Origin of the sequence: Vibrio hepatarius, from assembly GCF_011806575.1 — a bacterium.
GTDB classification, from domain to species: domain Bacteria; phylum Pseudomonadota; class Gammaproteobacteria; order Enterobacterales; family Vibrionaceae; genus Vibrio; species Vibrio hepatarius_A.
The window spans coordinates 58,587-82,314 of the sequence record NZ_JAATOO010000022.1 but is presented as its reverse complement, the minus strand read 5'-3'; the positions used below and the strand labels follow the sequence as shown (position 1 = coordinate 82,314).

The window sequence follows — 23,728 nt, the reverse complement described above, 5'->3', positions numbered from 1 at the left end:
AATTATCTTGGCAACCCTTTTTCTACATTTTTCTTGTTTTTTTTGTCGTTCGGTCATTTATTGATCCGAACGCTTTAAAAGCATACGTTTCGACTACAACTCAGCGAATTTTTTCGCGAAAAGAGAGACCTTTTTCCAGTTGGTGTACTCGACTTCTTTAGTGGTATCCGTTTCTCCACCAGTCAACGTCATAATCAACTTAATCATCATTTTGTCGAAGAAACCATAACGCGGGTAATACAACGCCCCGGCAAATACACCAATTAGCCTTGGCTGCCAAGGTGACTTCTTTAAAAACGTCTGAATGTAAACACTGCCTTCAGGAGTATCTTTACCTTGGTCTTCTTTACGAGCGGTTAAGTTAACGCAGAAAAATGCTACCTTAGAGTGGCTTTCCAATTGTTGTTGGTTTTTCTCGATAAACTGGTAGAGCTTCTTATTTAAGTGTCCGTATCGAATCGACGCCCCAATCAGCACTCTGTCGTAAGCACTGATATCAATTGAGTCTATTGTATGTAGGTCAACCAGCTCACACGCAAAGTCGTTAAGTTCTTCCTCTATATAGTTAAGAATCTTTTTGGTTTGACCTTCGCGTGAAGAATAAAGAAATAAAGCTTTTTTCACTTGCGCTCCTTAACTACGCCAGAATGTCGGCGTTAACAGAATTAATAGAGTAAAGACTTCCAGTCGCCCAAATAGCATCGAGACGATGAGTACCCATTTCGCTTTGTCATTGATGTCGCCAAAGTGCAATGCGACTTCACCGAGCCCAGGACCTAAGTTATTTAATGTTGCCGCAACGGCTGAAAACGCACTCAATTCATCAATCCCAGTCGCAATCAGTCCCAACATACACACAACAAAGACCAATGCGTAAGCAGAGAAGAATCCCCAAACCGCATCAACAACACGTTGAGGAAGGGCGGTACCACCGACTTTGATGGTGTATACGGCTCTTGGGTGTACCAAACGTTTTAACTCACGAACCCCTTGCAGCGTCAGCAACAAGATACGGATAACTTTCATCCCGCCACCTGTTGAACCCGCACATCCCCCAATAAAAGAAGAAAACAACAGCAATACAGGCAAAAACAGTGGCCACTCTGAAAATCCCGTCGTGGTGAATCCGGCCGTGGTAGAAATAGATACCGTCTGGAACAACGCTTGGTCAAACGCGTCATAATAGGAGTCGTAAGAGTGATGGTTAAGTAGCATCACGAAGCACACGACAAACAGCAGTAACTGGATAAAAAGAAACGCACGGAATTCAGGGTCTTTCCAGTAATACTTAGGATGAACGCCACCAGACGCAAACGCGGCAAAGTGCAGCGAGAAGTTACACGCGGAGATTAAGAGAAACACGACGGTAATCAGGTTAATCGCGTAACTATCAAAATAACCCATACTGGCATCATGAGTTGAAAAGCCACCGATGGCGATGGTTGAAAAGCTATGGCCGATCGCATCAAAAGGGGTCATGCCCGCAAACCAAAATGCCATCGCACAAGCAATCGTCAGACTGAGGTAGATATACCATAGCGCTTTAGCGGTTTCGGCGATTCGCGGAGTCATCTTACTATCTTTAACGGGCCCTGGGATTTCAGCACGGTACAACTGCATACCACCGATACCCAGTACGGGAAGAATCGCCACGGCTAATACGATGATCCCCATCCCACCAAACCACTGTAGAAACTGACGGTAAAACAGAATTGCCTTAGGAAGGTCGTCTAGACCAACAATGACCGTCGCACCGGTTGTGGTAAGGGCGGAAAACGACTCAAAAAAGGCGTCGGTCACTGAAACATTAGGGTTGTCGGAAAGCAAAAAAGGAATCGAACCCGCGCTACCCAATACCGTCCAGAATAGAACCACGATCAAGAAGCCGTCACGCGCTTTCAACTCGTGTCTAAAGCGTCGGTTAGGGAACCAACACAATGCCCCGCAAAAAAGCAAAACAAAGAAAGTGGTAACAAATGCCACACCAGCGCCGTCACGGTATATCAAAGCGACCAGAGCGGGCGCCAACATAGATACACTAAACAGTGCGAGCAAAAGCCCGACGATGCGAATAATTGAACGAAATTGCATTGATAGACTGACTATAGATAGAAGTTAAACTTCTTGCTTCCTGAATATTTAATTTGCTTTTAAAGGCGTAACCAGAGCTTTAGCGCCACTCTTATTGATTACTGCCTGTGTAAAGTCGTTGGCCTTGCGCTGCTCAATATCCACGACTAATTTAACTTGATCACTATAGTCTGCAGACACTTCCTGTGCCTCAAATTGAGTGATAAGAGACTGGACTATAGGCATAAACGCATAGTCTAACTCTAGTTGCAACTGAGTGGTTATTTTTTTCTCAATTGTTTGAAGCAGCTTGAGTGCTTGCGAAACCCCGCCACCGTAAGCTTTCACTAAGCCGCCCGTACCTAACTTTATCCCACCAGAATAACGCGTCACGACAGCGGTGATTTCTCCAACGCCAGAACCGGATAACTGTGCCAACATCGGTTTTCCCGCCGTACCTGAAGGTTCACCATCATCACTGAATCCCCACTTCATCGAATCTTCTGCTCGTCCAGCGACGAATGCCCAACAGTTATGGCGTGCGTCCGCATGTTTGGTCTTTATCTGCTCGACAAACGCTTTCGCACTATCAATCGACGGAGTGTGAGCCAAGTAAGTAATGAAGACGCTCTTTTTGATTTCGTCTTCAAATTGAACGGATTGAGCTGGTATCAGATAAGGCTGGTCATTCATAGAATTTGCGGGTGTTAAGTGGTTGAAAGAGTCTATCACGAGAGGCATTGGAGCGTCGCCTAAGATCTGCCACAGCGCACAATGTTAAACACTTGTTTAAAAAATGTATTGAATTTAACTTTTGACAGGTCCAAACTGAAATTACTGGTCAAACCAGAAACTAGAAAAATAACAACTTTTCGGTTTGATCATTCCACATACGTGAACACTCTCAGGATAGAAAGACAAACGCACAATCCACGATTGTATGTCATGGAGATAGACAATGATTTACCAAGCCAACACCCTTACGGTAAAGGAAGTACAAGACGGTATTGCTGAACTGAGTTTCTGCTCTCCAAACTCCGTCAACAAGCTAGACTTAGCAACGCTAGAGTCACTCGATAAAGCCCTTGATGCTCTGCAAAACCACGCTGGTTTGAAAGGGCTTCTGCTTACCTCAGACAAGGACTCTTTTATCGTCGGTGCCGACATAACCGAATTTTTAGGTTTGTTCGCTAAAACCGAAGCCGAGCTCGACACTTGGCTACAATTTGCTAATAGCATCTTCAATAAGCTTGAAGATCTGCCAGTCCCAACACTAGCAGTTCTCAAAGGTCACACTCTGGGCGGCGGATGTGAGTGTGTACTCGCTACCGATATGCGCATTGGTGACAAAACCACCAGCATCGGCCTGCCAGAAACTAAACTGGGAATTATGCCTGGCTTTGGCGGTTGTGTACGCTTACCTCGTGTTGTCGGCGCAGACAACGCCATGGAAATCATCACTCAAGGTAAAGCATGCCGCGCGAATGAAGCGCTCAAACTCGGATTACTAGATGCCGTTGTTGAAACCGATGCTCTTTACGAGTCGGCGCTAACCACTCTGACTCAAGCCATCAACGAGAAACTTGATTGGCAAGCTCGCCGCAAACAAAAGACGTCACCACTGACACTCAGCAAACTTGAGTCGATGATGAGTTTCACCATGGCGAAAGGCTTGGTGGCACAAAAAGCTGGCCCACACTACCCTGCGCCAATGACGGCAGTGAACACCATTGAAGAAGGCGCTCGCTTTGCACGTAACGAAGCACTGGACGTTGAACGTAAGTACTTTGTGAAACTCGCAAAATCTGAAGAAGCAAAATCGCTGGTTGGTTTGTTCCTCAATGACCAGTACATCAAAAGCATTGCCAAGAAAGCAGCCAAAGCCGCCAACCAAGACACTCAACGAGCGGCGGTATTAGGCGCTGGCATTATGGGCGGCGGTATTGCTTACCAGTCAGCACTAAAAGGTGTGCCAGTAGTGATGAAAGACATTGCTCAAGCATCACTAGATCTGGGTATGAATGAAGCGTCTAAACTGCTCAACAAGCAATTAGAACGCGGTCGTATCGATGGTTTCAAAATGGCGGGTATCCTTGCATCTATTACTCCAAGCCTTCACTACGCGGGCATCGAGAACTCCGATGTCATCGTTGAGGCGGTGGTCGAAAACCCGAAAGTGAAAGCCTCTGTCCTGAGCGAAGTCGAACAACAAGTGAATGAAAACACGGTGATTACCTCAAACACTTCGACCATTCCAATCAACTTGTTGGCGAAATCACTCAAACGCCCAGAAAACTTCTGTGGTATGCACTTCTTTAACCCAGTGCATCGCATGCCTCTAGTCGAGATTATCCGCGGTGAGCACACGTCAGACGAGACCATTAACCGTGTTGTGGCTTACGCAGCCAAAATGGGTAAATCGCCAATCGTGGTTAATGACTGCCCTGGATTCTTCGTTAACCGTGTGCTTTTCCCGTACTTCGGTGGCTTTAGCTTGTTGCTGCGTGACGGCGCTGACTTCACGCACATCGATAAAGTGATGGAGCGTAAGTTTGGTTGGCCGATGGGTCCTGCTTACCTGTTGGATGTAGTCGGTATCGATACCGCTCACCACGCACAAGCAGTGATGGCGCAAGGTTTCCCTGAGCGTATGGGCAAACAAGGTCGTGACGCGATTGACGCTCTGTATGACGCGAACAAATATGGTCAGAAAAACGGTAGTGGCTTCTATAACTACACCGTTGATAAGAAAGGTAAGCCGAAGAAACTTTACTCTGAAGAGGTGCTTTCCGTATTCGCTGACGTCTGTGCAGAATCACAAGCATTCGACGACCAAACGATCATTCATCGTATGATGATTCCGATGATCAACGAAGTGGTATTGTGTCTGCAAGAGAAGATCATCGCTTCTCCGCAAGAAGCTGATATGGCGCTGGTATACGGATTGGGCTTCCCTCCATTCCGCGGTGGTGTATTCCGCTACCTAGATAGTGTGGGTATTGCTGAATTTGTTGAAATGGCGAAACAGTATGAGGACTTGGGTGCGATGTACCACGTTCCACAAATGCTTATCGATATGGCGGCCAAAGGTGAAACCTTTTATGGCGCACAACAGCAAGGCTCTATCTAAGGAGGGATAGCAAATGACTTTAAATACAAGAAATGTTGTCGTTGTAGATTGTCTACGTACACCAATGGGACGCTCAAAAGGTGGCGCATTCCGTCATACGCGAGCTGAAGACTTATCGGCACACCTAATGAAAGGGATTCTAGCGCGTAACCCGCAAGTCAATCCAAGTGAGATTGAAGATATTTACTGGGGCTGTGTTCAACAAACGCTAGAGCAAGGCTTTAACGTTGCACGTAATGCGGCGCTGCTCGCCGGTCTTCCGATTGAAATTGGTGCGGTAACCGTCAACCGTCTTTGTGGTTCATCAATGCAAGCGCTGCACGATGGCACGCGAGCTATTATGACTGGCGACGCTGACATCTGCCTAATTGGCGGCGTGGAGCACATGGGGCATGTACCGATGAACCATGGCGTCGATTTCCACCCGGGTATGGCAAAGAATGTCGCAAAAGCAGCGGGCATGATGGGTTTAACTGCAGAAATGCTGGGCAAGTTGCACGGTATTAGTCGCCAGCAGCAAGATGAGTTTGCCGCTCGCTCACACGCACGTGCTCACGCGGCGACTGTCGAAGGTCGCTTCAAGAGTGAAATCTTACCGACCGAAGGCCACGCTGCTGACGGTACGTTATTTACGCTTGATTACGATGAAGTGATTCGTCCGGAAACCACAGTAGAAGGACTATCACAGCTACGCCCAGTATTCGACCCAGCCAATGGTACAGTCACTGCGGGCACATCTTCAGCCCTTTCTGATGGCGCGTCAGCCATGCTGATCATGAGTGAAGACAAGGCCAACGAGCTCGGTCTCACCATCCGTGCGCGCATCAAAGGTATGGCAATCGCTGGCTGCGATCCGTCTATCATGGGTTACGGTCCTGTACCCGCGACTCAAAAAGCGCTCAAACGTGCGGGCTTGTCGATTGACGATATGGACGTCGTCGAGCTAAACGAAGCGTTCGCCGCTCAATCACTTCCTTGTGCCAAAGACCTTGGCCTTTTGGACATGATGGATGAAAAAGTGAACCTCAATGGTGGCGCGATCGCCCTTGGTCACCCACTAGGCTGCTCAGGTTCACGTATCTCGACGACGCTGATCAACCTTATGGAAGCCAAAGACGCAAAATACGGTTTGGCCACTATGTGTATTGGCCTTGGTCAGGGCATCGCGACGGTATTTGAACGCCCTTAACCAAAACCATAAACTCAAAACGCCAGCTTAACTTAGCTGGCGTTTTTGTTAGGACTGCAACCAATCCTGATACAACTGCTCACTCGAACCGAGATAGTTGACCATCCAGTCGATCATTTTATGGTTGTCATCTTTGCGCCAGACGAGGCAGCAATGACTAAACGGCTTATCCTCTGGCAGAATTTTCTCCACCAGCAAACCTTCCGTAATTAGCGGTTGGGCAATATGTCGAGGCATGTAGCCGACACCGACTCCATTCTTTAAGCATTCAATCGCACTGTACCAATTCGGTAGCAGCAAGCGGCGTTGGTCCGGGTAATGAACCGTATGGCGCTTTGGCAATACGTTAGAGGTATCGTCTAGACATATTGCTGGATACTGACTGATAAACTCCTCACCGAGATTTTGCTCTCGCACACAAGGGTGTGAAGAAGACATAACAAACGCCCAGTCGAGGATACCTATATCTTTGACTTCAAAATCGCCGCCAACCGGAATCGCGGAGGTGGCGCCGATCACAATATCCGCCCTTCCTTGTGAAATCGCTTCCCAAGAGCCATTAAACACTTCCATATTGATTTGCAGTTCAGCATGAGGAAAGGTGGAATAGAAATCTTCAATCAAAGGTTTTAAACGTTCCAGCTTAACCACGTTATCCAAGGTAAGTTTGAGTGTTTTTTGCCAACCATGTGCTGCTCGGCGCGTCTGCGCTTTGACCTCTTCCATTTGGCGCAGCATGGTTCTCGCTTGTTCAATGAATAACTCACCTGCTGGCGTCAACTCTACCTTTCTCGGTAAACGACGAAACAACACCACATCAAGGTCTTGCTCAATTTGCCTGATGCTGTAGCTGATCGCAGATGGCACCTTATGTAAAACATCGGCCGCAGCGGTGAAGCTGCCTAATCTCGCCACAGTATCGACGAGTTCGAGCGAAGACTGAGAAAACGCACTCACAACTTACCCTTCAAAATTTTTGATTCATAACCACAAATTTTAATGTTTTATTTTATCAAAAGCGAAAAATACAATGGCGAGGTTAATAAAAAGGTTGGCGCCAACGAACAAATATCAATCAATTATTTTGAATGGAATAACGATGAAGATTTCAAAATTACAGCTTTTTTATTTAGCAGCGCTGTCAATGCTCGGCTTTATCGCAACCGATATGTATCTGCCGGCATTCAAGGCGATGGAAGTCGACTTTGCGACCGGACCAGAGCAAATTGCTTTGTCGTTGACGGTTTTCTTGGTCGGTATGGCACTAGGCCAACTGTTGTGGGGCTTGGCTTCTGATAAATATGGCCACCGCAATACGTTAGCAGCAGGTTTAGCACTGTTTACCGTTGCCTCTTTTGGCCTCGCGTTCAGTGACCAAGTTTGGCAACTATTGGCGCTACGCTTTGTGCAAGCCATTGGTGTCTGTGCACCAGCGGTGATCTGGCAAGCAATGGTCATCAAGCGATACTCCAGCAGCAGCCAACAGATTTTTGCCACCATTATGCCGCTCGTCGCACTATCGCCAGCATTAGCACCACAGCTTGGCGTGTTACTGGCAGATAGTTTTGGCTGGTTCAGTATTTTTATCGCTCTGACGGTAATGGGTATCGTCCTAGTGATGGCAACGATGGCTCAAGACAACGAAGCAGTCGAAGAAAAACAAACCAGCATCGCAACCGATATCAAAGCGTTAGTCGGCTCAAAGTCTTACTTGGGTAACGTGTTGATGTTCGCGACGGCTTCGGCGGCATTCTTTGCTTACCTGACTGGCATGCCAGAGATCATGGCTCAGCTTGGCTATGAAGCGAAAGACATTGGCTTGAGTTTTATTCCACAAACTATCGCATTTATGGCCGGTGGTTATCTGGGTAAGGTTGGCGTAAATAAATATGGCGATGAAAAAGTTCTGCGTCAGTTGATCGGACTGTTTAGCGTCTCGTCGCTACTGATCTTTATCGCCTCTCAATGGGAATTGAGTTCTATCTGGCCGATTCTTGCACCATTTTGTTTGATTGCCGTCGCTAACGGTGCGCTTTACCCAATCGTGGTAAACCGTGCGTTGGCAAGTGCAAAACAGAGCCCTGCGACCGCTGCTGGTTTGCAAAATAGCCTGCAGATTAGCGTCAGCAGCCTATCAAGCGCGCTGGTTGCGGCTTTGGCCAGTCAGGCGCAGATGGTGACAGGTATTGCGATTGTACTGTGTATGGGTGGATTGTGGTTTGGTTATGTGCTGTCAAACCGCGAACTATCAGAGCAGTTTACCGTTCCGGACAACGCCCGTGTCGTGAGCGAAGAATAATCCTCAACCAAAAAAGAAAAGAGCCGCGTTTGCGGCTCTTTTTCTATTCAGGATTAAAGGCTTTTCAATCCCCATTTTTCTGCAGTTTGTTTAAAGAATCCTTGGGTTTTCTTTAGCTCTACCCAATGGTTAATGTAGTTAATCCATACCTGGTCGTCTTGAGGAAGCAACATCGCGATAGGTGTCGGGCGACGTGGCTCTTTTACCGGCACGATCGCGAGTTGTTTGAACTTCTCGACTAAGGTTGCCGCTTCAACGTTTGACGTCACAGAGACGTCTGCTCGCTTAGCCAATAGCTCTTGGAAATCACGCGCTGGCGCTTCAATCACGATATGGGTCGCTGAAGGGAAGAACTCTTTGACCATCTTTTCTTGTACCGTACCCAGCGTTGCCGCTACTTTAACGTCTGCGTTATCAAAATCACTCCAATCAGAGAACTTATTTAGGTCCTTTTTCTGCACGACAGGAACAAAGGCTAAGTAAAAGTAAGGCTGGCTGTAACCGGCAACTTTGGCACGCGACATATTCAATGACGCACTTCCCGTAACGTCATACTTACCCGCGGTAATCCCATTCACCAGTGTTTTCCAATCCGTCGCGACATATTCGACCTTCACACCCAGATCTTTAGCTAGTTCGCTTGTAACATCGATATCAAACCCTCGGTAACTATTGGTCGCGGGATCTTTCATCGTCATTGGGTTCCAATCCCCAGTGGTGCCAACACGCAATACTCCGGCGTCCAAAATATCGTGCAGTCGACTCTTGGCATTGGCAAAACCACTCACAGCAAGTAAAGAAAGCCCTAGCGCTAACAGAAGTTTTTTCATTGTTTTTCCTTAATATAAGTTCCGTTTAAGATTTACAAACGCTTCCTTGATAACATAGCAGCAACAAAGGATATTTTTTAGTCAAGCTAGGGAAAGAAGCGTGAATTGTCGATATCTATGGCTATTTTTGCCATTGCTCATCACAGGCTGTGCGGATTATCAATGGGGCTGGTATGTACTTGACCCTTCCACTCAGCAGGGACAAACCAACCTAAAGTTTCTGATTGCTGGCTTCGCGGATACAATTTCGGTCTCATTACTCAGCATGTTGTTTGCGATGACGATAGGTTTGATTGTCGCCCTGCCCGCTCTATCAACCTCTAAATCACTCAACGCTTTCAATAGAATCTATGTCGAGGTAATCCGTTCGATTCCGGTTTTAGTGCTGCTGCTTTGGGTTTACTACGGCATGCCGACCTTGCTTGATATTTCATTGAATCATTTCTGGGCGGGGGTGATCGCGTTAACTATCGCCGAGAGTGCGTTTATGGCCGAGGTGTTTCGCGGCGGGATTCAGGCCATCGCACGCGGCCAACACGAAGCGGCGGAGTCGCTAGGACTCAATTACTGGCAAAAAATGCGTTTGGTGATCCTGCCGCAAGCGTTTCGACAAATTCTGCCGCCATTAGGAAATCAGTTTGTCTATATTCTGAAGATGAGTTCTTTGGTGAGTGTGATTGGCTTGAGCGATCTGACCCGACGTGCCAACGAGTTAGTGGTGAATGAGTACTTACCTCTCGAAATCTATACTTTCTTAGTTATTGAGTATTTAGTGCTGATTTTATGCGTATCACAAGCGGTGCGCTGGCTAGAAAAACGCATTGCGATTCCTAGCCACTAATACGCAGTAATAAAAAAGCCGCTCCTAGGAGCGGCTTTTTTCAATCTTGAATTACTTGTTCTTAACTGGACGTTGCCAACCAGTAATTTTGCGCTCTTTAGCGCGAGTAATCACTAACTCACCTTGCGCGACGTTTTTCGTTAGCGTCGTACCTGCACCAATGGTTGCACCATCAGCGATCGATACCGGAGCCACCAGCTGGCTATCTGAGCCGACAAACACGTCGTTGCCGATGACTGTCTTGTGTTTATTCGCACCGTCGTAGTTGCAGGTAATGGTACCCGCACCAATATTAGTACGTTGACCAATTTCAGCATCGCCTAGGTAAGTCAGGTGGTTCGCTTTCGAGCCTTCGCCAATGCAAGCATTCTTCACTTCCACAAAGTTACCGACGTGAGAGTCGTTACGCATCTCCGCGCCAGGGCGCAGACGAGTAAACGGACCAACCGTACACTCTTCACCGACCGTCGCACCTTCGATCACACTGTAAGGACGTACAATGGTGTTATCGTCGATTTCACAATCTTTGAGTACACATCCCGTACCGATCACCACGTTATCACCGAGAGTCACGTTACCTTCAATGATCACGTTTGCGTCGATTTCACAGTCCATGCCGCACTGCAACGCACCACGCAGGTCAAAGCGTGCTGGGTCACGTAACATTACTCCTTGCTCAAGTAGCTTCTTCGCTTGCATTGACTGGAACGCACGCTCAAGACGCGCTAGCTGTGCACGGTCATTCACCCCTTCAACTTCGATCGGATTCACCGGGTGAACCGCTTCAACTGCGCGACCTTCATCGTGCGCCGCTGCGATCACGTCGGTTAGGTAGTACTCACCTTGGGCGTTGTTATTGTTCAGGCCTGATAGCCAGCGCTTAAGGTCTCCACCTGTCGCCACCATCACACCTGTATTAATTTCTTTAATCAGCTTCTGTTCTTCAGTCGCATCTTTCTGCTCTACGATAGCGACCACAGGACCGTTCTTACGCACGATACGGCCGTAACCAGTCGGGTTATCCAAAACCACGGTCAAAAGCGCGATACCGCCCGTTGGTTGAGCATCGAGTAAGCTCTCGATCGTCTCTTCAGAGATCAAAGGGACATCACCGTACAACACTAAAATCTTTTCGTCGTCTTCAAATTTTGCCGACGCTTGATCCACCGCGTGACCAGTACCAAGTTGCTCAGCCTGCAACACCCAGCTTACGGGCTCATTCGCCAGTTCAGCTTGCATTTGGTCGCCGCCGTGGCCGTAAACCAAATGGATATTTTGCGCACCTAGGCCAGAGCAAGTATCGATTACGTGCTTCGCCATAGGTTTACCCGCTAGTGTATGCAGTACTTTAGGTTTATTTGAGTACATGCGGGTACCTTTACCCGCCGCGAGGATGACCGCGCTAAATTTCATTGGTTTACCTTTCGCTATGAAATAAAAACTGCTGTGTATTCTAGAGGCTAGAACAGCAAGTGTTAATTGCACAACTACAATTTCTGGCAAAAAATACGCAAAAAGGCGGTCTAATGACCGCCTTTATCATTTTTAAAACGCTACTAAAGGTTTAGCGACGTTTCTTTGTCAGCTCGATAACACGTAGCTGAGCAATGGCTTTCGCCAGCTCACTGGCCGCTTGAGCGAAGTCCATATCACCATGCTGATTCTGAATTTTCTCCTCAGCGCGGCGCTTGGCTTCTTCTGCCTTCGCTGCGTCTAGCTCTTCACCACGGATAGCTGTATCAGCCAGTACAGTCGCTGTACCAGGCTGAACTTCTACCATACCACCAGAAACGTAAATGATTTCTTCGTGGCCGTGCTGTTTCACAATACGCACCATACCAGGCTTAATAGCGGTCAGTAACGGAGTGTGACCATGGAAAATACCAAGTTCACCTTCGCTACCGGTCACCTGAAATGTTTCTACGCGACCAGAGAAGATTTGCTTCTCAGCGCTGACCACATCTAGGTGAAAGGTTATTGGTGCCATATCGCCTCCTAGTTAGCCTTATAGCTTCTTCGCATTCTCGATAGCATCGTCGATAGTACCGCAGTACATAAACGCTTGCTCTGGAACGTCATCGTAATCACCAGCTAGTAGACCTTTGAAGCCACGTAGAGTCTCTTTAAGAGGTACGTAAACACCTGGGTCGCCAGTAAATACTTCCGCTACGTGGTAAGGCTGAGTTAGGAAACGCTCAATCTTACGTGCACGAGATACAACTTGCTTATCTTCTTCAGATAGCTCGTCCATACCTAGGATTGCGATGATATCTTTCAGCTCTTTGTAGCGCTGAAGTGTCTGCTGAACACCACGCGCGATGTCGTAGTGCTCTTGACCTACGACTAGAGGATCAAGCATACGAGATGTTGAATCTAGTGGGTCAATCGCTGGGTATAAACCCATCGCTGCGATGTTACGGTTAAGTACAACCGTCGCATCCAAGTGCGCGAACGTTGTTGCTGGAGATGGGTCAGTCAAGTCATCCGCTGGTACATATACCGCCTGTACAGACGTGATAGAGCCAGACTTGGTTGACGTGATACGCTCCTGAAGAACACCCATCTCTTCTGCAAGAGTTGGCTGGTAACCTACCGCAGAAGGCATACGACCAAGCAGTGCTGATACCTCAGTACCTGCTAGTGTGTAACGGTAGATGTTATCTACGAACAGTAGAACGTCACGACCTTCGTCACGGAAACGTTCTGCCATTGTTAGACCAGTCAGTGCAACACGTAGACGGTTACCTGGTGGCTCGTTCATCTGGCCGTAAACCATTGCTACTTTAGACTCTTCTGGCTTCTCAACGTTTACAACGCCTGCTTCCTGCATTTCGAAGTAGAAGTCGTTACCCTCACGAGTACGCTCACCTACACCTGCAAATACAGAAAGACCAGAGTGCTGTAGTGCGATGTTGTTGATAAGTTCCATCATGTTAACGGTCTTACCTACACCTGCACCACCGAATAGACCGATTTTACCACCCTTTGAGAATGGACAAACTAGGTCGATTACTTTAACGCCAGTCTCTAAAAGAGCGATCTCACTTGATTGCTCCTCGTAGCTTGGTGCTTCACGGTGGATAGAGTAAACCTCTTCTGCACCGATCTCACCACGCTCGTCAATCGCATCACCTAGAACGTTCATGATACGACCTAGGGTTTTAGTACCTACTGGTACTGAAATTGGAGCGCCAGTATTTACTACTTCAACTCCACGACGTAAACCATCAGAGCTACCCATTACGATACAACGAACTACGCCACCGCCTAGCTGTTGTTGAACTTCAAGAACTAGACGTTCTTTTGAGTCCGTTACGTTTAGAGCGTCATATACACTAGGTACATCGCTCTGTGGGAACTCTACGTCGACTACCGCACCGATGATCTGTACGATCTTACCTGTAGCCATCGTTAATCCTCTAAACTATTTCGTTTAACCTAAGCTTAAATCGCTGCTGCGCCACCAACGATTTCCGACAGTTCTTGTGTAATCGCTGCCTGACGGGCTTTGTTGTACACAAGTTCCAAATCTTCAATCAAGTTAGTTGCGTTGTCTGTCGCAGCCTTCATCGCAATCATTCGAGACGCTTGCTCACACGCAAGGTTCTCGACTACGCCTTGATAAACCAAAGCTTCTAAATAACGCAGTAATAATGCATCAAGTAGAGGTTTAGGTTCAGGTTCGTAGATATAATCCCATGAATGCTCACGCTTCATTTCTTCGCTATTCGATTCAGGCAAAGGTAGCAATTGATCGATCGTTGGTTTCTGAACCATAGTGTTTTCGAAGTGGTTGAACACTAAAAACAGACGATCCAGTTCACCTTCACTATATTTTTTGACCATGACACCGACTGAACCAATCAGTTCTTCTAAAGTTGGGCTATCACCCAACCCAGATGTCTGTGCTGCTACTTTAACGCCGGTATTATTAAAGAAAGCGGTAGCTTTTGAACCGATAATACCGAGTTCAATATCGACACCTTTATCTTTCCATTCCTGCATATCAGTGACGGCTTTTTTGAACAAGTTAATGTTCAAACCACCACATAGCCCACGATCAGTTGAAATAATGATGTAACCAACACGCTTGGCTTCACGCTCTTCTAGGTACGGATGACGGTACTCTAGATTTGCATTTGCCATATGACCGATCACTTTACGTATTGTTTCAGCATATGGACGAGTTGCATTCATCAATTCCTGCGAACGACGCATTTTTGATGTGGCGACCATTTCCATCGCTTTGGTAATCTTTTGAGTGCTTTTCACACTCCCGATTTTAGTACGTATCTCTTTTGCGCCGGCCATCGTTACTCTCCTTTAGTTGGTGGCAATCACTGCCACCGAACTTTTACCAAGTTTGGGTTGCTTTGAAATCATCAAGCAGCTTCTTAAGCTGAGCTTCGATGTCATCATTGTAAGCACCCGTCTTGTCGATCTCTGCTGCAAGTTCAGCATATTGACCACGAGCATACGATAGTAAAGACGCCTCGAAATCGAGAACTTTGTCTAGCTCAACACCGTCTAGGTAGCCGCGCTCTACTGCGTAAACAACCACTGCTTGGTCAAATACAGACATAGGAGCGTACTGCTTTTGCTTCATTAGTTCTGTAACTTTTTGACCATGGTCTAGCTGTCGCTTAGTCGCTTCATCAAGGTCAGAAGAGAACTGAGCAAACGCTGCTAGTTCACGGTATGCAGCTAGTGCTGTACGGATACCGCCTGATAGTTTCTTGATGATTTTAGTCTGAGCTGAACCACCTACACGAGATACTGAGATACCTGGGTCAACCGCTGGGCGAACACCTGCGTTGAATAGCTCAGTTTGTAGGAAGATCTGACCATCGGTAATCGAGATTACGTTAGTCGGTACGAATGCCGAAACGTCACCCGCTTGAGTCTCAATGATAGGAAGAGCAGTTAAAGAACCAGTCTTACCTTTCACTTCACCGTTAGTGAAATGCTCTACATATTCTTCGTTTACACGAGCTGCACGCTCTAGTAGACGTGAGTGTAAGTAGAATACATCACCTGGGAATGCCTCACGGCCTGGTGGACGTTTAAGTAGTAGAGAGATCTGACGGTAAGCTACCGCTTGCTTAGATAGATCATCATAAACAATCAGTGCGTCTTCGCCGCGATCACGGAAGTATTCACCCATCGCACAACCTGCGTATGGCGCTAGGTATTGTAGCGCTGCAGATTCAGAAGCCGATGCAACAACAACGATAGTGTTAGCTAGCGCGCCGTGCTCTTCTAGTTTGCGAACTACGTTAGCGATAGTCGATGCTTTCTGACCGATAGCTACGTAGATTGAGTAAATACCAGAGTTTTTCTGGTTAATGATCGCATCGATCGCCATCGCTGTTTTACCAGTCTGACGGTCACCGATTATTAGCTCACGCTGACCACGACCGATTGGGATCATTGAGTCAACAGATTTGTAACCAGTTTGCACAGGTTGGTCTACCGATTTACGGTCGATTACGCCTGGTGCGATCACTTCTACAGGTGAAGTCAATTTAGCTTCGATTGGACCTTTACCATCGATAGGCTCACCTAGTGTATTCACTACGCGACCTAATAGTTCAGGACCAACAGGCACTTCAAGAATGCGGCCTGTACCTGTCACTTTCATGCCTTCCCTAAGGGAAGCATATGGGCCCATTACAACCGCACCAACCGAGTCACGCTCAAGGTTAAGTGCTAGTGCATAACGGCCACCCGGTAATTCAATCATTTCACCTTGCATCACGTCCGCTAGGCCGTGGATGCGGATGATACCATCGCTTACCGATACGATAGTACCTTCGTTGCGAGCTTCACTTACAACTTCGAAAGATTCGATACGTTGTTTGATTAGATCGCTGATTTCCGTGGAATTAAGTTGCATGTTCAATCCCCATTAAGACTGCAATGCATCGCTCAGACGGTCTAGACGACCTCGTGCTGAGTTATCAATGACTAAGTCTCCGGCTCGAATAATCACCCCACCAAGTAGGGCCTCATCTACACTGCAATTCAGCTTAACTTTGCGTTCTAAACGCTGCTCAAGTTTATTGCTGATGTTTGCTAACTGCTCATCTGAAAGTTCTGACGCTGAAATGACTTCAACATCGATTTCTTTCTCGTGCTCTTTTTTCAGAGCCATGAATTGTTCACTAACATCAGGAAGGGCCGTCAGACGGCCATTCTCTGCCATTACCTTAAGAAGGTTTTGGCCATGAGCATCAACTTGCTCACCGCAAACCGTAACAAAGATATCTGCTAGTTTGTCAGCAGAAACAGAACCCGTTAATAGTTCTTTCATTTGTTCGTTGTTTGCGACTTCAGCAGCAAAAGACAACATCTGACCCCATTGGTCGAGTTGGCCTTTACCTACAGCAAAGTCGAAAGCTGCTTTAGCATAGGGGCGTGCGATAGTAGTCAAATCAGACATATGCGCCCCCAGACTTAAAGTTTTGCAGTAATGTTGTCGAGAATATCTTTCTGCGCATCTTTATCGATAGCGCGTTCAAGAATCTTCTCAGCACCAGCTACAGCCAGAGTTGCAACTTGTTTGCGCAGCTCATCGCGCGCGCGGTTACGTTCAGCTTCTAGTTCAGCTTCTGCTTGCGTTAGGATTTTCTGACGTTCAGTCTGAGCTTCCTCGCGAGCTTCATCTAGAATTTGAGCTTTACGCTTATTCGCTTGCTCGATGATCTCAGTTGCTGTGCGCTTCGCTTCTTTCAACTGATCAGAAGCGTTTGCTTGTGCTAGATCCAAGTCTTTTGCAGCACGTTCAGCTGCTTGAAGACCATCAGCAATTTTCTTCTGACGTTCTTCAATCGCTTGCATCAACGGCGGCCATACATACTTCATGCAGAACCACACAAACAGTGCAAACGAAATTGCCTGACCTAGCAGAGTTGCGTTCATATTCACAACAGCTACCCCTCTATTTGGACTTAGTGTTAATCAATGACAAACAAGTGTTTGCCTGGACGAAAACGTGATTAACCTAGTTGACCAACGAATGGGTTCGCGAATGTGAATAGTAGTGCGATTACGATACCGATCATTGGAACCGCATCAAGTAGACCAGCGATGATGAACATCTTAACTTGTAGCATAGGAGCCATTTCTGGTTGACGTGCTGCACCTTCAAGGAATTTACCACCTAGAAGTGCGAAACCAATCGCTGTACCAAGAGAAGCAAGACCGACGATAATACCTACGGCGATTGCAGAAAAGCTCAGTAAAGTTTCCATTACTATCTCCAATTTATAGTTGTTGGCTAATTGCCCAAATAAAAAGCTTTAAAAAAATTAATGATCAGAATCTTCGTGTGCCATTGACAGGTAAACAATTGTCAACATCATGAACACGAAAGCCTGGATCGTAATAACCAAGATATGGAATATCGCCCACGGTAGTGAACCCATCCATTGTAAGTACCATGGTAGCATTGCCGCACAAAGAATGAATACAACCTCACCCGCGAACATGTTACCGAATAGACGCATACCAAGTGATAGAGGTTTCGCAAGTAGCGATACCACTTCAATCAGTAGGTTAAACGGAATCATCACTGGGTGATTGAATGGATGCAGTGCCAATTCTTTAGCGAATCCACCTAGACCTTTCACTTTGATGCTGTAGTAAATCATCAGAGCAAAAACGCCTAGAGCCATAGCCATGGTGATATTCACATCAGCAGACGGTACAACCTTAAGATAAGGGATACCTAGCCAATGCTCTGCTGGGTATGGTAAGAAGTCGATAGGAACTAAGTCCATCACGTTCATTAAAAATACCCAACAAAAGATAGTCAGTGCTAAAGGCGCGATCAGTGGGTTGCGTCCATGGAACGTGTCTTTGACGTTATCCGCGACAAATTCAACGATCATTTCTACAGCACACTGAAGCTTACCCGGTACACCCGCTGTTGTTCTCTTCGCTACTTTGTAAAAAATTCCGAGGAAAATTAAACCAGTAAACCAAGAAAAAAACAGGCTATCGATATGTACGTTCCAGAAACTTGCTTCTTCCACTAAACCTAGCTTACCTAATGAAAGGTTTGATAGGTGGTGGGCAATGTATCCGGACGACGTTAGCGCTTCACCTGGCGCAGCCATAACTCATCCTATTTTTTGTTGTTAATGAATAGCACTGGCGCACAGATATTAATACCTAGAGCCAGCAAATAGGTTAGCTTAAGCGGAACAAGTTCCACTTGCATATACATGTAGGCAACCGTAAACAGCACAACTGTGATAAGGATTTTCAGTGCTTCACCTGTGTAGAAAGAGGCCGTAATTCGCTTTGCAGCACGAGCTCCACTAAACATAAAAGCAAATAGCGCAAAAACCGCATTGGCAATGACAAAGATACCACCACCAACTAGCGCCGAAATTCCCCATTCAGCATTCACAGCCACAGCCATTCCTGCCGCCAATAGTGTAACCGCGCCAAACTCGATCATTAACAATTGCTTAGCAAGCTCTCGTCCTGGTCTAGCTAACGCAGCTACCATGTATTCGTACCTCTAGTAAAATCCACAGCCTTACTACCTCTGCTGGGAAATTGGCGAAAATTATACGGTCAGTGCACTTGAATGCAATTAAAACACTGGAAAAAGTTACAATTTTGTTTACAAACCGACAACTTTCGCACAAAAAATCGTTTTTTACATAATTGATTGAGATCAATTATCTCATTTAGCTCTCGAGCTTGGCAATTAGTTGCTCTAATTTGTGAGGCTCATCAAGACTAATCGTCATTTTCGACTTGCCCCCCTTCGAACGCACTATCACCACATTTGCACCGAGCATTTCACTGAGTTTTTGTGACATTTGTTGTGCCTCGGTGTCTTGAGGCTCGTTTTTGTCTTCAGTTTGTGGCTGGAGACACTTTTTAACAAATTGTTCGGTTTGTCGAACCGTCATTTGCTTTTTCGCCACTTGTCCTGCTACATCAATTTGTAGCTCACCTTCCAGTGCCAATAAAGCTCGGGCATGTCCCATTTCTAAGACTTTCTCAGCAACCAAAGCTTTTACCTCAGGCTCAAGCTGGTTGAGGCGCAGTAAGTTACTCACTGTGGTTCGCGATTTACCGATCACGTCAGCCACTTGCTGGTGGGTCAATGAGAACTCTTCTTGAAGACGATCAAGTGCTTGCGCTTCTTCGATAGCGTTAAGATCTTCACGCTGAATGTTTTCGATCAACGCCATCGCGATCGCCGCGCGATCTTCGACGTTTTTGATCACACAAGGCACTTGCTTTAAACCTGCCTTGCGCGCCGCGCGCCAACGACGCTCACCAGCAATGATCTCGTACTTGTCGAAATCGACCTGACGCACCACGATTGGCTGGATAATACCTTGAGATTCAATCGACGCCGCCAATTCTTCCAACGCTTCGGCTGACATGTCTTTGCGCGGCTGGTAGACACCTGGTTTTAAGCTGTTGATACTAAGATCGGTTAGCTCACCATCAGACGACAATTCTTGGCTATGCAGAGCACTTTGCTGTTTATCACGAGCGAGAGAGCTGGTCGACAGCAGAGCGTCGAGCCCTTTACCCAAACCACGTTTAGACATGTGTCAGAGTTCCTTTGTTAGGTTTATGCAGGTACTTCTTCGCGGCGTAGCATTTCACCGGCTAAGGCCAAGTATGCTTTTGCGCCTGCTGAGTATTTGTCGTAGTACATGGCAGGTTTACCATGGCTTGGCGCTTCGGCCAAACGTACATTACGAGGAATAACAGTGCGGTACACCTTGTTACCAAAGTGTTTTTTCAGCTGGTCAGAAACCTCATTCGATAGGCGGTTTCTCGGGTCGTACATGGTGCGGAGTAACCCTTCAATTTTGAGGTTTTCATTCACCACGGCTGCCAGCTTACTGATTGTATCCATCAACGCGGTTAAACCTTCGAGCGCAAAGTACTCACATTGCATCGGAACCAAGACCGAATCAGCTGCGGCCATAGCGTTGATTGTAAGAAGATTTAGAGATGGAGGACAATCGATAAAGATGAAATCATAGTTATCACGAACTGATGCCAATGCGTTCTTCAAACGCACCTCGCGAGCAAACACTTCCATCAGTTTGATCTCGGCGGCCGTCACATCGCCGTTGGCAGCAATGAGGTCGTAATTCCCTGACGTTTTGCGACATACCACTTCATCAAATGGCACGTCTTCCACCAATAATTCGTATGCCGTGGCGTCGACTTGATACTTATCGACCCCACTAGCCATCGTTGCGTTTCCTTGTGGATCGAGATCAATCACCAAGACTTTACGCTTAGTCGCAGCCATAGAGGCGGCTAAATTAATGCATGTTGTTGTCTTACCAACCCCACCTTTTTGGTTGGCGATTGCTACGATTTTACCCACAATGAACCTCGCTATTATTCCTTGCGCGATAAGATTACTAGATGACGCTCGCCTTCCAATTCAGGAACATGCAAAGCTTTGATGTCTGTCACAGAACACCAGTCAGGTAATTGCTCAATCTCATCGTGCGGTAATTGCCCTTTCAGCGCCAAGAATAAACCCGTGTCTGTTTTTGGCAAGTGATGGCACCAAGACACCATATCTATCATAGAAGCGAAAGCGCGGCTCAGCACAGCATCAAATTTATCTTCTGGTTGAAACTCTTCCACTCGACTTTGAATCGGTGTCACATTTTCAATCTTCAGCTCGTGAAGGACTTGTTTGATAAAACGGATACGCTTGCCGAGACTATCAAGCAAGTAAAATTCTTTATCCGGATTCATTATCGCCAATGGAATCCCCGGCAAGCCAGGGCCAGTACCTACATCGATAAAGCGCTCACCTTGTAAGTGAGTACTAACAATGATGCTATCAAGGATATGTTTTACCAGCATCTCTTGCGGGTCGCGAACCGAAGTCAGATTGTAAGCTTTGTTCCATTTGTCGAGCATGGCAACGTAACCCACAAGCAGCTCGCGCTGCTTGTCTGACACATCTAATTCCGTTTGTGCTATTAAGGCATCCAGTTTTTCACGCAGTAGGCTCATTACGCTGCATCCTCACCTTTTTTCAACAGGCCGTGTTTTTTCAAGTGCACCAACAGAATCGAAATCGCCGCAGGCGTAATACCTGAAATGCGAGAAGCAATACCAATCGACTCTGGCTTGGCTTCGCCCAACTTAGCGATAACTTCGTTCGATAGCCCTTTGACATTCGAGTAATCAAGGTCCACTGGCAGTTTGGTGTGCTCATGACGTAGCGATTTCTCGATCTCGTCTTGTTGGCGCTTGATGTAACCTTCGTATTTGACCTGAATTTCAACTTGCTCTGCTGCCTGTTGATCTTCTAACGCAGGAGAAAATGCCTCTAACTGGGTTAATTGCTCGTAAGTCATTTCAGGACGACGTAGCAGATCTTCACCGCTCGCTTCGCGGATCATTGGCGTTTTGAGCAACGCATTCAGTGCTTCGATACCTTCAGATTTCGGGTTCATCCAAACGTCTTTCAAACGTTGACGTTCTTTCTCGATGTTGTCGATCTTCTCGTTGAAGCGCGCCCAACGAGTATCATCAATCAAACCAAGTTCACGCGCTTGTGCGGTCAAACGAAGGTCGGCGTTGTCTTCACGTAGCAACAAACGATACTCCGCACGCGAAGTGAACATACGGTACGGTTCTTTGGTACCCATGGTCGACAAGTCATCGATCAATACGCCCATGTACGCTTGGTCACGGCGTGGGCTCCAACCTTCTTTGCCTTGGCTGTACAAACTCGCGTTCATACCTGCCATCAGACCTTGAGCTGCCGCTTCCTCGTAACCGGTTGTACCGTTAATCTGGCCAGCAAAGAACAGACCGTGGATAAATTTGGTTTCGTAAGTTTGTTTTAAGTCACGCGGATCAAAGAAATCGTACTCGATGGCGTAACCTGGACGAACGATGTGCGCGTTTTCAAATCCTTTCATCGAACGAACGATCTGGACTTGGACATCAAACGGTAAGCTGGTGGAAATACCATTCGGGTAAAGCTCGTGTGTTGTTAAACCTTCTGGCTCGATAAAGATCTGGTGACTATTTTTGTCAGCAAAACGCATCACTTTGTCTTCAATCGACGGGCAGTAACGCGGACCAATACCTTCGATCACACCTGCATACATCGGGCTACGATCCAAGTTGTTGCGAATCACATCGTGAGTTTGCTCATTGGTATGAGTAATAAAACACGGAATCTGTCGCGGATGCTGGCTGCGGTTGCCCATGAATGAGAATACGGGTGTTGGGTTATCACCGTGCTGCACTTCTAATTGCGAGAAATCAATACTGCGTGCGTCGATACGTGGTGGTGTACCGGTTTTGAGTCGATCAACTCGGAACGGCAGTTCACGAAGACGATCCGCGAGAGCGATCGAAGGGGGATCCCCCGCACGACCACCGGAAAAGTTTTCCATACCGATGTGGATCTTACCACCGAGGAAAGTACCGACAGTCAACACCACGGCTTTGGCATGGAACTTAAGACCCATCTGAGTCACAACACCAACAACGGTATCTTGCTCGACAATCAAGTCATCAACGGACTGTTGGAACAGGGTCAAATTCGGTGCATTTTCCAATGCATCACGGACATACGCTTTGTACAGTGCACGGTCAGCTTGAGCACGAGTTGCTCGAACAGCAGGGCCTTTCGACGCATTGAGTGTACGGAACTGAATACCAGCGTGATCAATTGCTTGGGCCATTAAACCACCCATTGCATCCACTTCTTTGACCAAGTGGCCCTTACCGATACCACCAATGGCTGGGTTGCATGACATTTGACCCAGAGTATCGATATTGTGCGTCAGTAACAGGGTTTTTTGTCCTGTACGCGCAGATGCTAGTGCGGCTTCCGTTCCTGCGTGTCCGCCACCAACAACGATGACGTCAAAGTTTTCGTGATAGAGCATGAACTGACCTCAGGTATTCAATCAAGCTATAGAAAGATAAAAGAGCGCTATTCTACCCTCTTTCCTAGGGCGTGAAAATGCTTTTGAGACTTTTCATCTAAAGGGCTGAAAGCCTAATATATATAAGATCTATATATATGATCTTTTATTAGATCTATTATTAGGATCGACGATCTCTGTGGATAACCTAAAAATGATCAACAAGATCATGGATCTTAGAGCGATCATATTCTGTGATCTCAGCTTGATCATGATGAGGATTACCTGGGATCAAAAGTGGTACTTATTCACAGGGGGTAATTCTGATCTAAGTTGTTACTTGGATAACTAAAGGAAGATCACTGGATCTTATTGGTTTTATCCACAGACGGTTTGTTCAATAAAGCAGCACTTAGTTCAATGTTAGTGGCGTAAGTTATACACAGCGGAGGGAATGAGAGCCG

At 46.8% G+C, this 23,728-nt stretch carries 23 protein-coding genes; 4 read left to right on the top strand and 19 right to left on the bottom strand.

The window, feature by feature from the left end:
* Positions 1 to 93: 93 nt before the first annotated feature.
* From hemG to HCZ42_RS16570, 3 genes are read right to left on the bottom strand one after another with little or no spacing between them, the layout of a single operon-like run.
* Positions 94 to 624: a menaquinone-dependent protoporphyrinogen IX dehydrogenase gene (hemG, locus tag HCZ42_RS16580; protein WP_167421865.1), complete on the bottom strand. Its 531-nt coding sequence runs from the start codon at positions 622 to 624 to the stop codon at positions 94 to 96.
* 9 nt (positions 625 to 633) lie between these two features.
* A complete protein-coding gene (locus HCZ42_RS16575) occupies positions 634 to 2,091 on the bottom strand; it encodes a TrkH family potassium uptake protein (RefSeq protein ID WP_167421863.1) in 1,458 nt (485 codons plus the stop codon).
* A 48-nt stretch (positions 2,092 to 2,139) separates the two neighbouring features.
* Entirely contained in the window at positions 2,140 to 2,763 is a 624-nt protein-coding gene (locus HCZ42_RS16570) for a YigZ family protein (protein WP_167421872.1), read from the bottom strand.
* Between the two features lie 265 nt (positions 2,764 to 3,028).
* On the opposite strand from HCZ42_RS16570, the gene fadB reads away from it, so the two are divergent.
* The gene (gene fadB, locus HCZ42_RS16565) at positions 3,029 to 5,200 is read left to right on the top strand and encodes a fatty acid oxidation complex subunit alpha FadB (RefSeq protein WP_167421861.1); all 2,172 of its coding nucleotides are present in this window, start codon (positions 3,029 to 3,031) and stop codon (positions 5,198 to 5,200) included.
* A 13-nt stretch (positions 5,201 to 5,213) separates the two neighbouring features.
* Complete coding sequence (fadA, locus tag HCZ42_RS16560) at positions 5,214 to 6,389, top strand: acetyl-CoA C-acyltransferase FadA (RefSeq protein WP_167421859.1); 1,176 nt, start codon at positions 5,214 to 5,216, stop codon at positions 6,387 to 6,389.
* A 48-nt stretch (positions 6,390 to 6,437) separates the two neighbouring features.
* On the opposite strand, the gene punR is transcribed toward fadA, so the two are convergent.
* Complete coding sequence (gene punR, locus HCZ42_RS16555) at positions 6,438 to 7,346, bottom strand: DNA-binding transcriptional activator PunR (protein ID WP_167421857.1); 909 nt, start codon at positions 7,344 to 7,346, stop codon at positions 6,438 to 6,440.
* Positions 7,347 to 7,488: 142 nt separating this feature from the next.
* Between punR and punC the strand changes: the two genes are divergently transcribed.
* Positions 7,489 to 8,688 (top strand): purine nucleoside transporter PunC, encoded by a 1,200-nt coding sequence (gene punC, locus HCZ42_RS16550; protein WP_167421855.1) that lies wholly within the window; start codon positions 7,489 to 7,491, stop codon positions 8,686 to 8,688.
* Between the two features lie 53 nt (positions 8,689 to 8,741).
* On the opposite strand, the gene HCZ42_RS16545 is transcribed toward punC, so the two are convergent.
* The gene (locus HCZ42_RS16545; RefSeq protein ID WP_167421853.1) at positions 8,742 to 9,518 is read right to left on the bottom strand and encodes a transporter substrate-binding domain-containing protein; all 777 of its coding nucleotides are present in this window, start codon (positions 9,516 to 9,518) and stop codon (positions 8,742 to 8,744) included.
* Positions 9,519 to 9,618: 100 nt separating this feature from the next.
* Here HCZ42_RS16545 and HCZ42_RS16540 point away from each other — a divergent pair, with 100 nt between their 5' ends.
* Positions 9,619 to 10,359 carry an amino acid ABC transporter permease gene (locus HCZ42_RS16540; protein ID WP_167421850.1) on the top strand — a complete coding sequence of 247 codons (741 nt, stop codon included), beginning with the start codon at positions 9,619 to 9,621 and terminating at the stop codon, positions 10,357 to 10,359.
* A gap of 51 nt (positions 10,360 to 10,410) precedes the next feature.
* Here HCZ42_RS16540 and glmU read toward each other — a convergent pair whose 3' ends face one another.
* The 14 genes from glmU to mnmG form a co-directional block, all read right to left on the bottom strand.
* Entirely contained in the window at positions 10,411 to 11,772 is a 1,362-nt protein-coding gene (gene glmU, locus HCZ42_RS16535; protein ID WP_167421848.1) for a bifunctional UDP-N-acetylglucosamine diphosphorylase/glucosamine-1-phosphate N-acetyltransferase GlmU, read from the bottom strand.
* 151 nt (positions 11,773 to 11,923) lie between these two features.
* Positions 11,924 to 12,346: a F0F1 ATP synthase subunit epsilon gene (locus HCZ42_RS16530; RefSeq protein WP_167421846.1), complete on the bottom strand. Its 423-nt coding sequence runs from the start codon at positions 12,344 to 12,346 to the stop codon at positions 11,924 to 11,926.
* An 18-nt stretch (positions 12,347 to 12,364) separates the two neighbouring features.
* Entirely contained in the window at positions 12,365 to 13,768 is a 1,404-nt protein-coding gene (gene atpD, locus HCZ42_RS16525; RefSeq protein WP_167421844.1) for a F0F1 ATP synthase subunit beta, read from the bottom strand.
* Positions 13,769 to 13,803: 35 nt separating this feature from the next.
* Positions 13,804 to 14,670 (bottom strand): F0F1 ATP synthase subunit gamma, encoded by an 867-nt coding sequence (gene atpG / locus HCZ42_RS16520; protein ID WP_167421842.1) that lies wholly within the window; start codon positions 14,668 to 14,670, stop codon positions 13,804 to 13,806.
* 43 nt (positions 14,671 to 14,713) lie between these two features.
* Entirely contained in the window at positions 14,714 to 16,255 is a 1,542-nt protein-coding gene (atpA, locus tag HCZ42_RS16515; RefSeq protein WP_167421840.1) for a F0F1 ATP synthase subunit alpha, read from the bottom strand.
* A gap of 12 nt (positions 16,256 to 16,267) precedes the next feature.
* On the bottom strand, positions 16,268 to 16,801 hold the full coding sequence (gene atpH / locus HCZ42_RS16510; protein WP_167421838.1) for a F0F1 ATP synthase subunit delta: 534 nt from the start codon (positions 16,799 to 16,801) through the stop codon (positions 16,268 to 16,270).
* 14 nt (positions 16,802 to 16,815) lie between these two features.
* Positions 16,816 to 17,286 carry a F0F1 ATP synthase subunit B gene (gene atpF / locus HCZ42_RS16505; RefSeq protein WP_053408011.1) on the bottom strand — a complete coding sequence of 157 codons (471 nt, stop codon included), beginning with the start codon at positions 17,284 to 17,286 and terminating at the stop codon, positions 16,816 to 16,818.
* Between the two features lie 71 nt (positions 17,287 to 17,357).
* Complete coding sequence (gene atpE, locus HCZ42_RS16500) at positions 17,358 to 17,612, bottom strand: F0F1 ATP synthase subunit C (RefSeq protein ID WP_002540812.1); 255 nt, start codon at positions 17,610 to 17,612, stop codon at positions 17,358 to 17,360.
* A gap of 57 nt (positions 17,613 to 17,669) precedes the next feature.
* Positions 17,670 to 18,479, bottom strand: coding sequence for a F0F1 ATP synthase subunit A (gene atpB, locus HCZ42_RS16495; RefSeq protein ID WP_053408012.1), 810 nt, complete (start codon positions 18,477 to 18,479; stop codon positions 17,670 to 17,672).
* 8 nt (positions 18,480 to 18,487) lie between these two features.
* A complete protein-coding gene (locus tag HCZ42_RS16490; RefSeq protein ID WP_167421836.1) occupies positions 18,488 to 18,877 on the bottom strand; it encodes a F0F1 ATP synthase subunit I in 390 nt (129 codons plus the stop codon).
* A gap of 184 nt (positions 18,878 to 19,061) precedes the next feature.
* Positions 19,062 to 19,943: a ParB/RepB/Spo0J family partition protein gene (locus HCZ42_RS16485; protein WP_167421834.1), complete on the bottom strand. Its 882-nt coding sequence runs from the start codon at positions 19,941 to 19,943 to the stop codon at positions 19,062 to 19,064.
* A 23-nt stretch (positions 19,944 to 19,966) separates the two neighbouring features.
* Positions 19,967 to 20,740, bottom strand: coding sequence for a ParA family protein (locus tag HCZ42_RS16480; RefSeq protein ID WP_053408015.1), 774 nt, complete (start codon positions 20,738 to 20,740; stop codon positions 19,967 to 19,969).
* 14 nt (positions 20,741 to 20,754) lie between these two features.
* Positions 20,755 to 21,387 (bottom strand): 16S rRNA (guanine(527)-N(7))-methyltransferase RsmG, encoded by a 633-nt coding sequence (gene rsmG, locus HCZ42_RS16475; RefSeq protein WP_167421832.1) that lies wholly within the window; start codon positions 21,385 to 21,387, stop codon positions 20,755 to 20,757.
* Complete coding sequence (gene mnmG, locus HCZ42_RS16470; RefSeq protein ID WP_167421830.1) at positions 21,387 to 23,285, bottom strand: tRNA uridine-5-carboxymethylaminomethyl(34) synthesis enzyme MnmG; 1,899 nt, start codon at positions 23,283 to 23,285, stop codon at positions 21,387 to 21,389. The genes rsmG and mnmG overlap by 1 nt, the downstream gene beginning before the upstream one ends.
* Positions 23,286 to 23,728 lie beyond the last annotated feature (443 nt).

What these genes read in the sequence shown, in the direction of transcription:
- HCZ42_RS16575 (WP_167421863.1), bottom strand. Translation starts at nt 2,091, where the DNA reads ATGCAATTTCGTTCAATTATTCGCATCGTCGGGCTTTTGCTCGCACTG.
- HCZ42_RS16570 (WP_167421872.1), bottom strand. Translation starts at nt 2,763, where the DNA reads ATGAATGACCAGCCTTATCTGATACCAGCTCAATCCGTTCAATTTGAA.
- fadB (WP_167421861.1), top strand. Translation starts at nt 3,029, where the DNA reads ATGATTTACCAAGCCAACACCCTTACGGTAAAGGAAGTACAAGACGGT.
- fadA (WP_167421859.1), top strand. Translation starts at nt 5,214, where the DNA reads ATGACTTTAAATACAAGAAATGTTGTCGTTGTAGATTGTCTACGTACA.
- punC (WP_167421855.1), top strand. Translation starts at nt 7,489, where the DNA reads ATGAAGATTTCAAAATTACAGCTTTTTTATTTAGCAGCGCTGTCAATG.
- HCZ42_RS16545 (WP_167421853.1), bottom strand. Translation starts at nt 9,518, where the DNA reads ATGAAAAAACTTCTGTTAGCGCTAGGGCTTTCTTTACTTGCTGTGAGT.
- glmU (WP_167421848.1), bottom strand. Translation starts at nt 11,772, where the DNA reads ATGAAATTTAGCGCGGTCATCCTCGCGGCGGGTAAAGGTACCCGCATG.
- HCZ42_RS16530 (WP_167421846.1), bottom strand. Translation starts at nt 12,346, where the DNA reads ATGGCACCAATAACCTTTCACCTAGATGTGGTCAGCGCTGAGAAGCAA.
- atpD (WP_167421844.1), bottom strand. Translation starts at nt 13,768, where the DNA reads ATGGCTACAGGTAAGATCGTACAGATCATCGGTGCGGTAGTCGACGTA.
- atpG (WP_167421842.1), bottom strand. Translation starts at nt 14,670, where the DNA reads ATGGCCGGCGCAAAAGAGATACGTACTAAAATCGGGAGTGTGAAAAGC.
- atpA (WP_167421840.1), bottom strand. Translation starts at nt 16,255, where the DNA reads ATGCAACTTAATTCCACGGAAATCAGCGATCTAATCAAACAACGTATC.
- atpH (WP_167421838.1), bottom strand. Translation starts at nt 16,801, where the DNA reads ATGTCTGATTTGACTACTATCGCACGCCCCTATGCTAAAGCAGCTTTC.
- atpE (WP_002540812.1), bottom strand. Translation starts at nt 17,612, where the DNA reads ATGGAAACTTTACTGAGCTTTTCTGCAATCGCCGTAGGTATTATCGTC.
- atpB (WP_053408012.1), bottom strand. Translation starts at nt 18,479, where the DNA reads ATGGCTGCGCCAGGTGAAGCGCTAACGTCGTCCGGATACATTGCCCAC.
- HCZ42_RS16490 (WP_167421836.1), bottom strand. Translation starts at nt 18,877, where the DNA reads ATGGTAGCTGCGTTAGCTAGACCAGGACGAGAGCTTGCTAAGCAATTG.
- HCZ42_RS16485 (WP_167421834.1), bottom strand. Translation starts at nt 19,943, where the DNA reads ATGTCTAAACGTGGTTTGGGTAAAGGGCTCGACGCTCTGCTGTCGACC.
- rsmG (WP_167421832.1), bottom strand. Translation starts at nt 21,387, where the DNA reads ATGAGCCTACTGCGTGAAAAACTGGATGCCTTAATAGCACAAACGGAA.
- mnmG (WP_167421830.1), bottom strand. Translation starts at nt 23,285, where the DNA reads ATGCTCTATCACGAAAACTTTGACGTCATCGTTGTTGGTGGCGGACAC.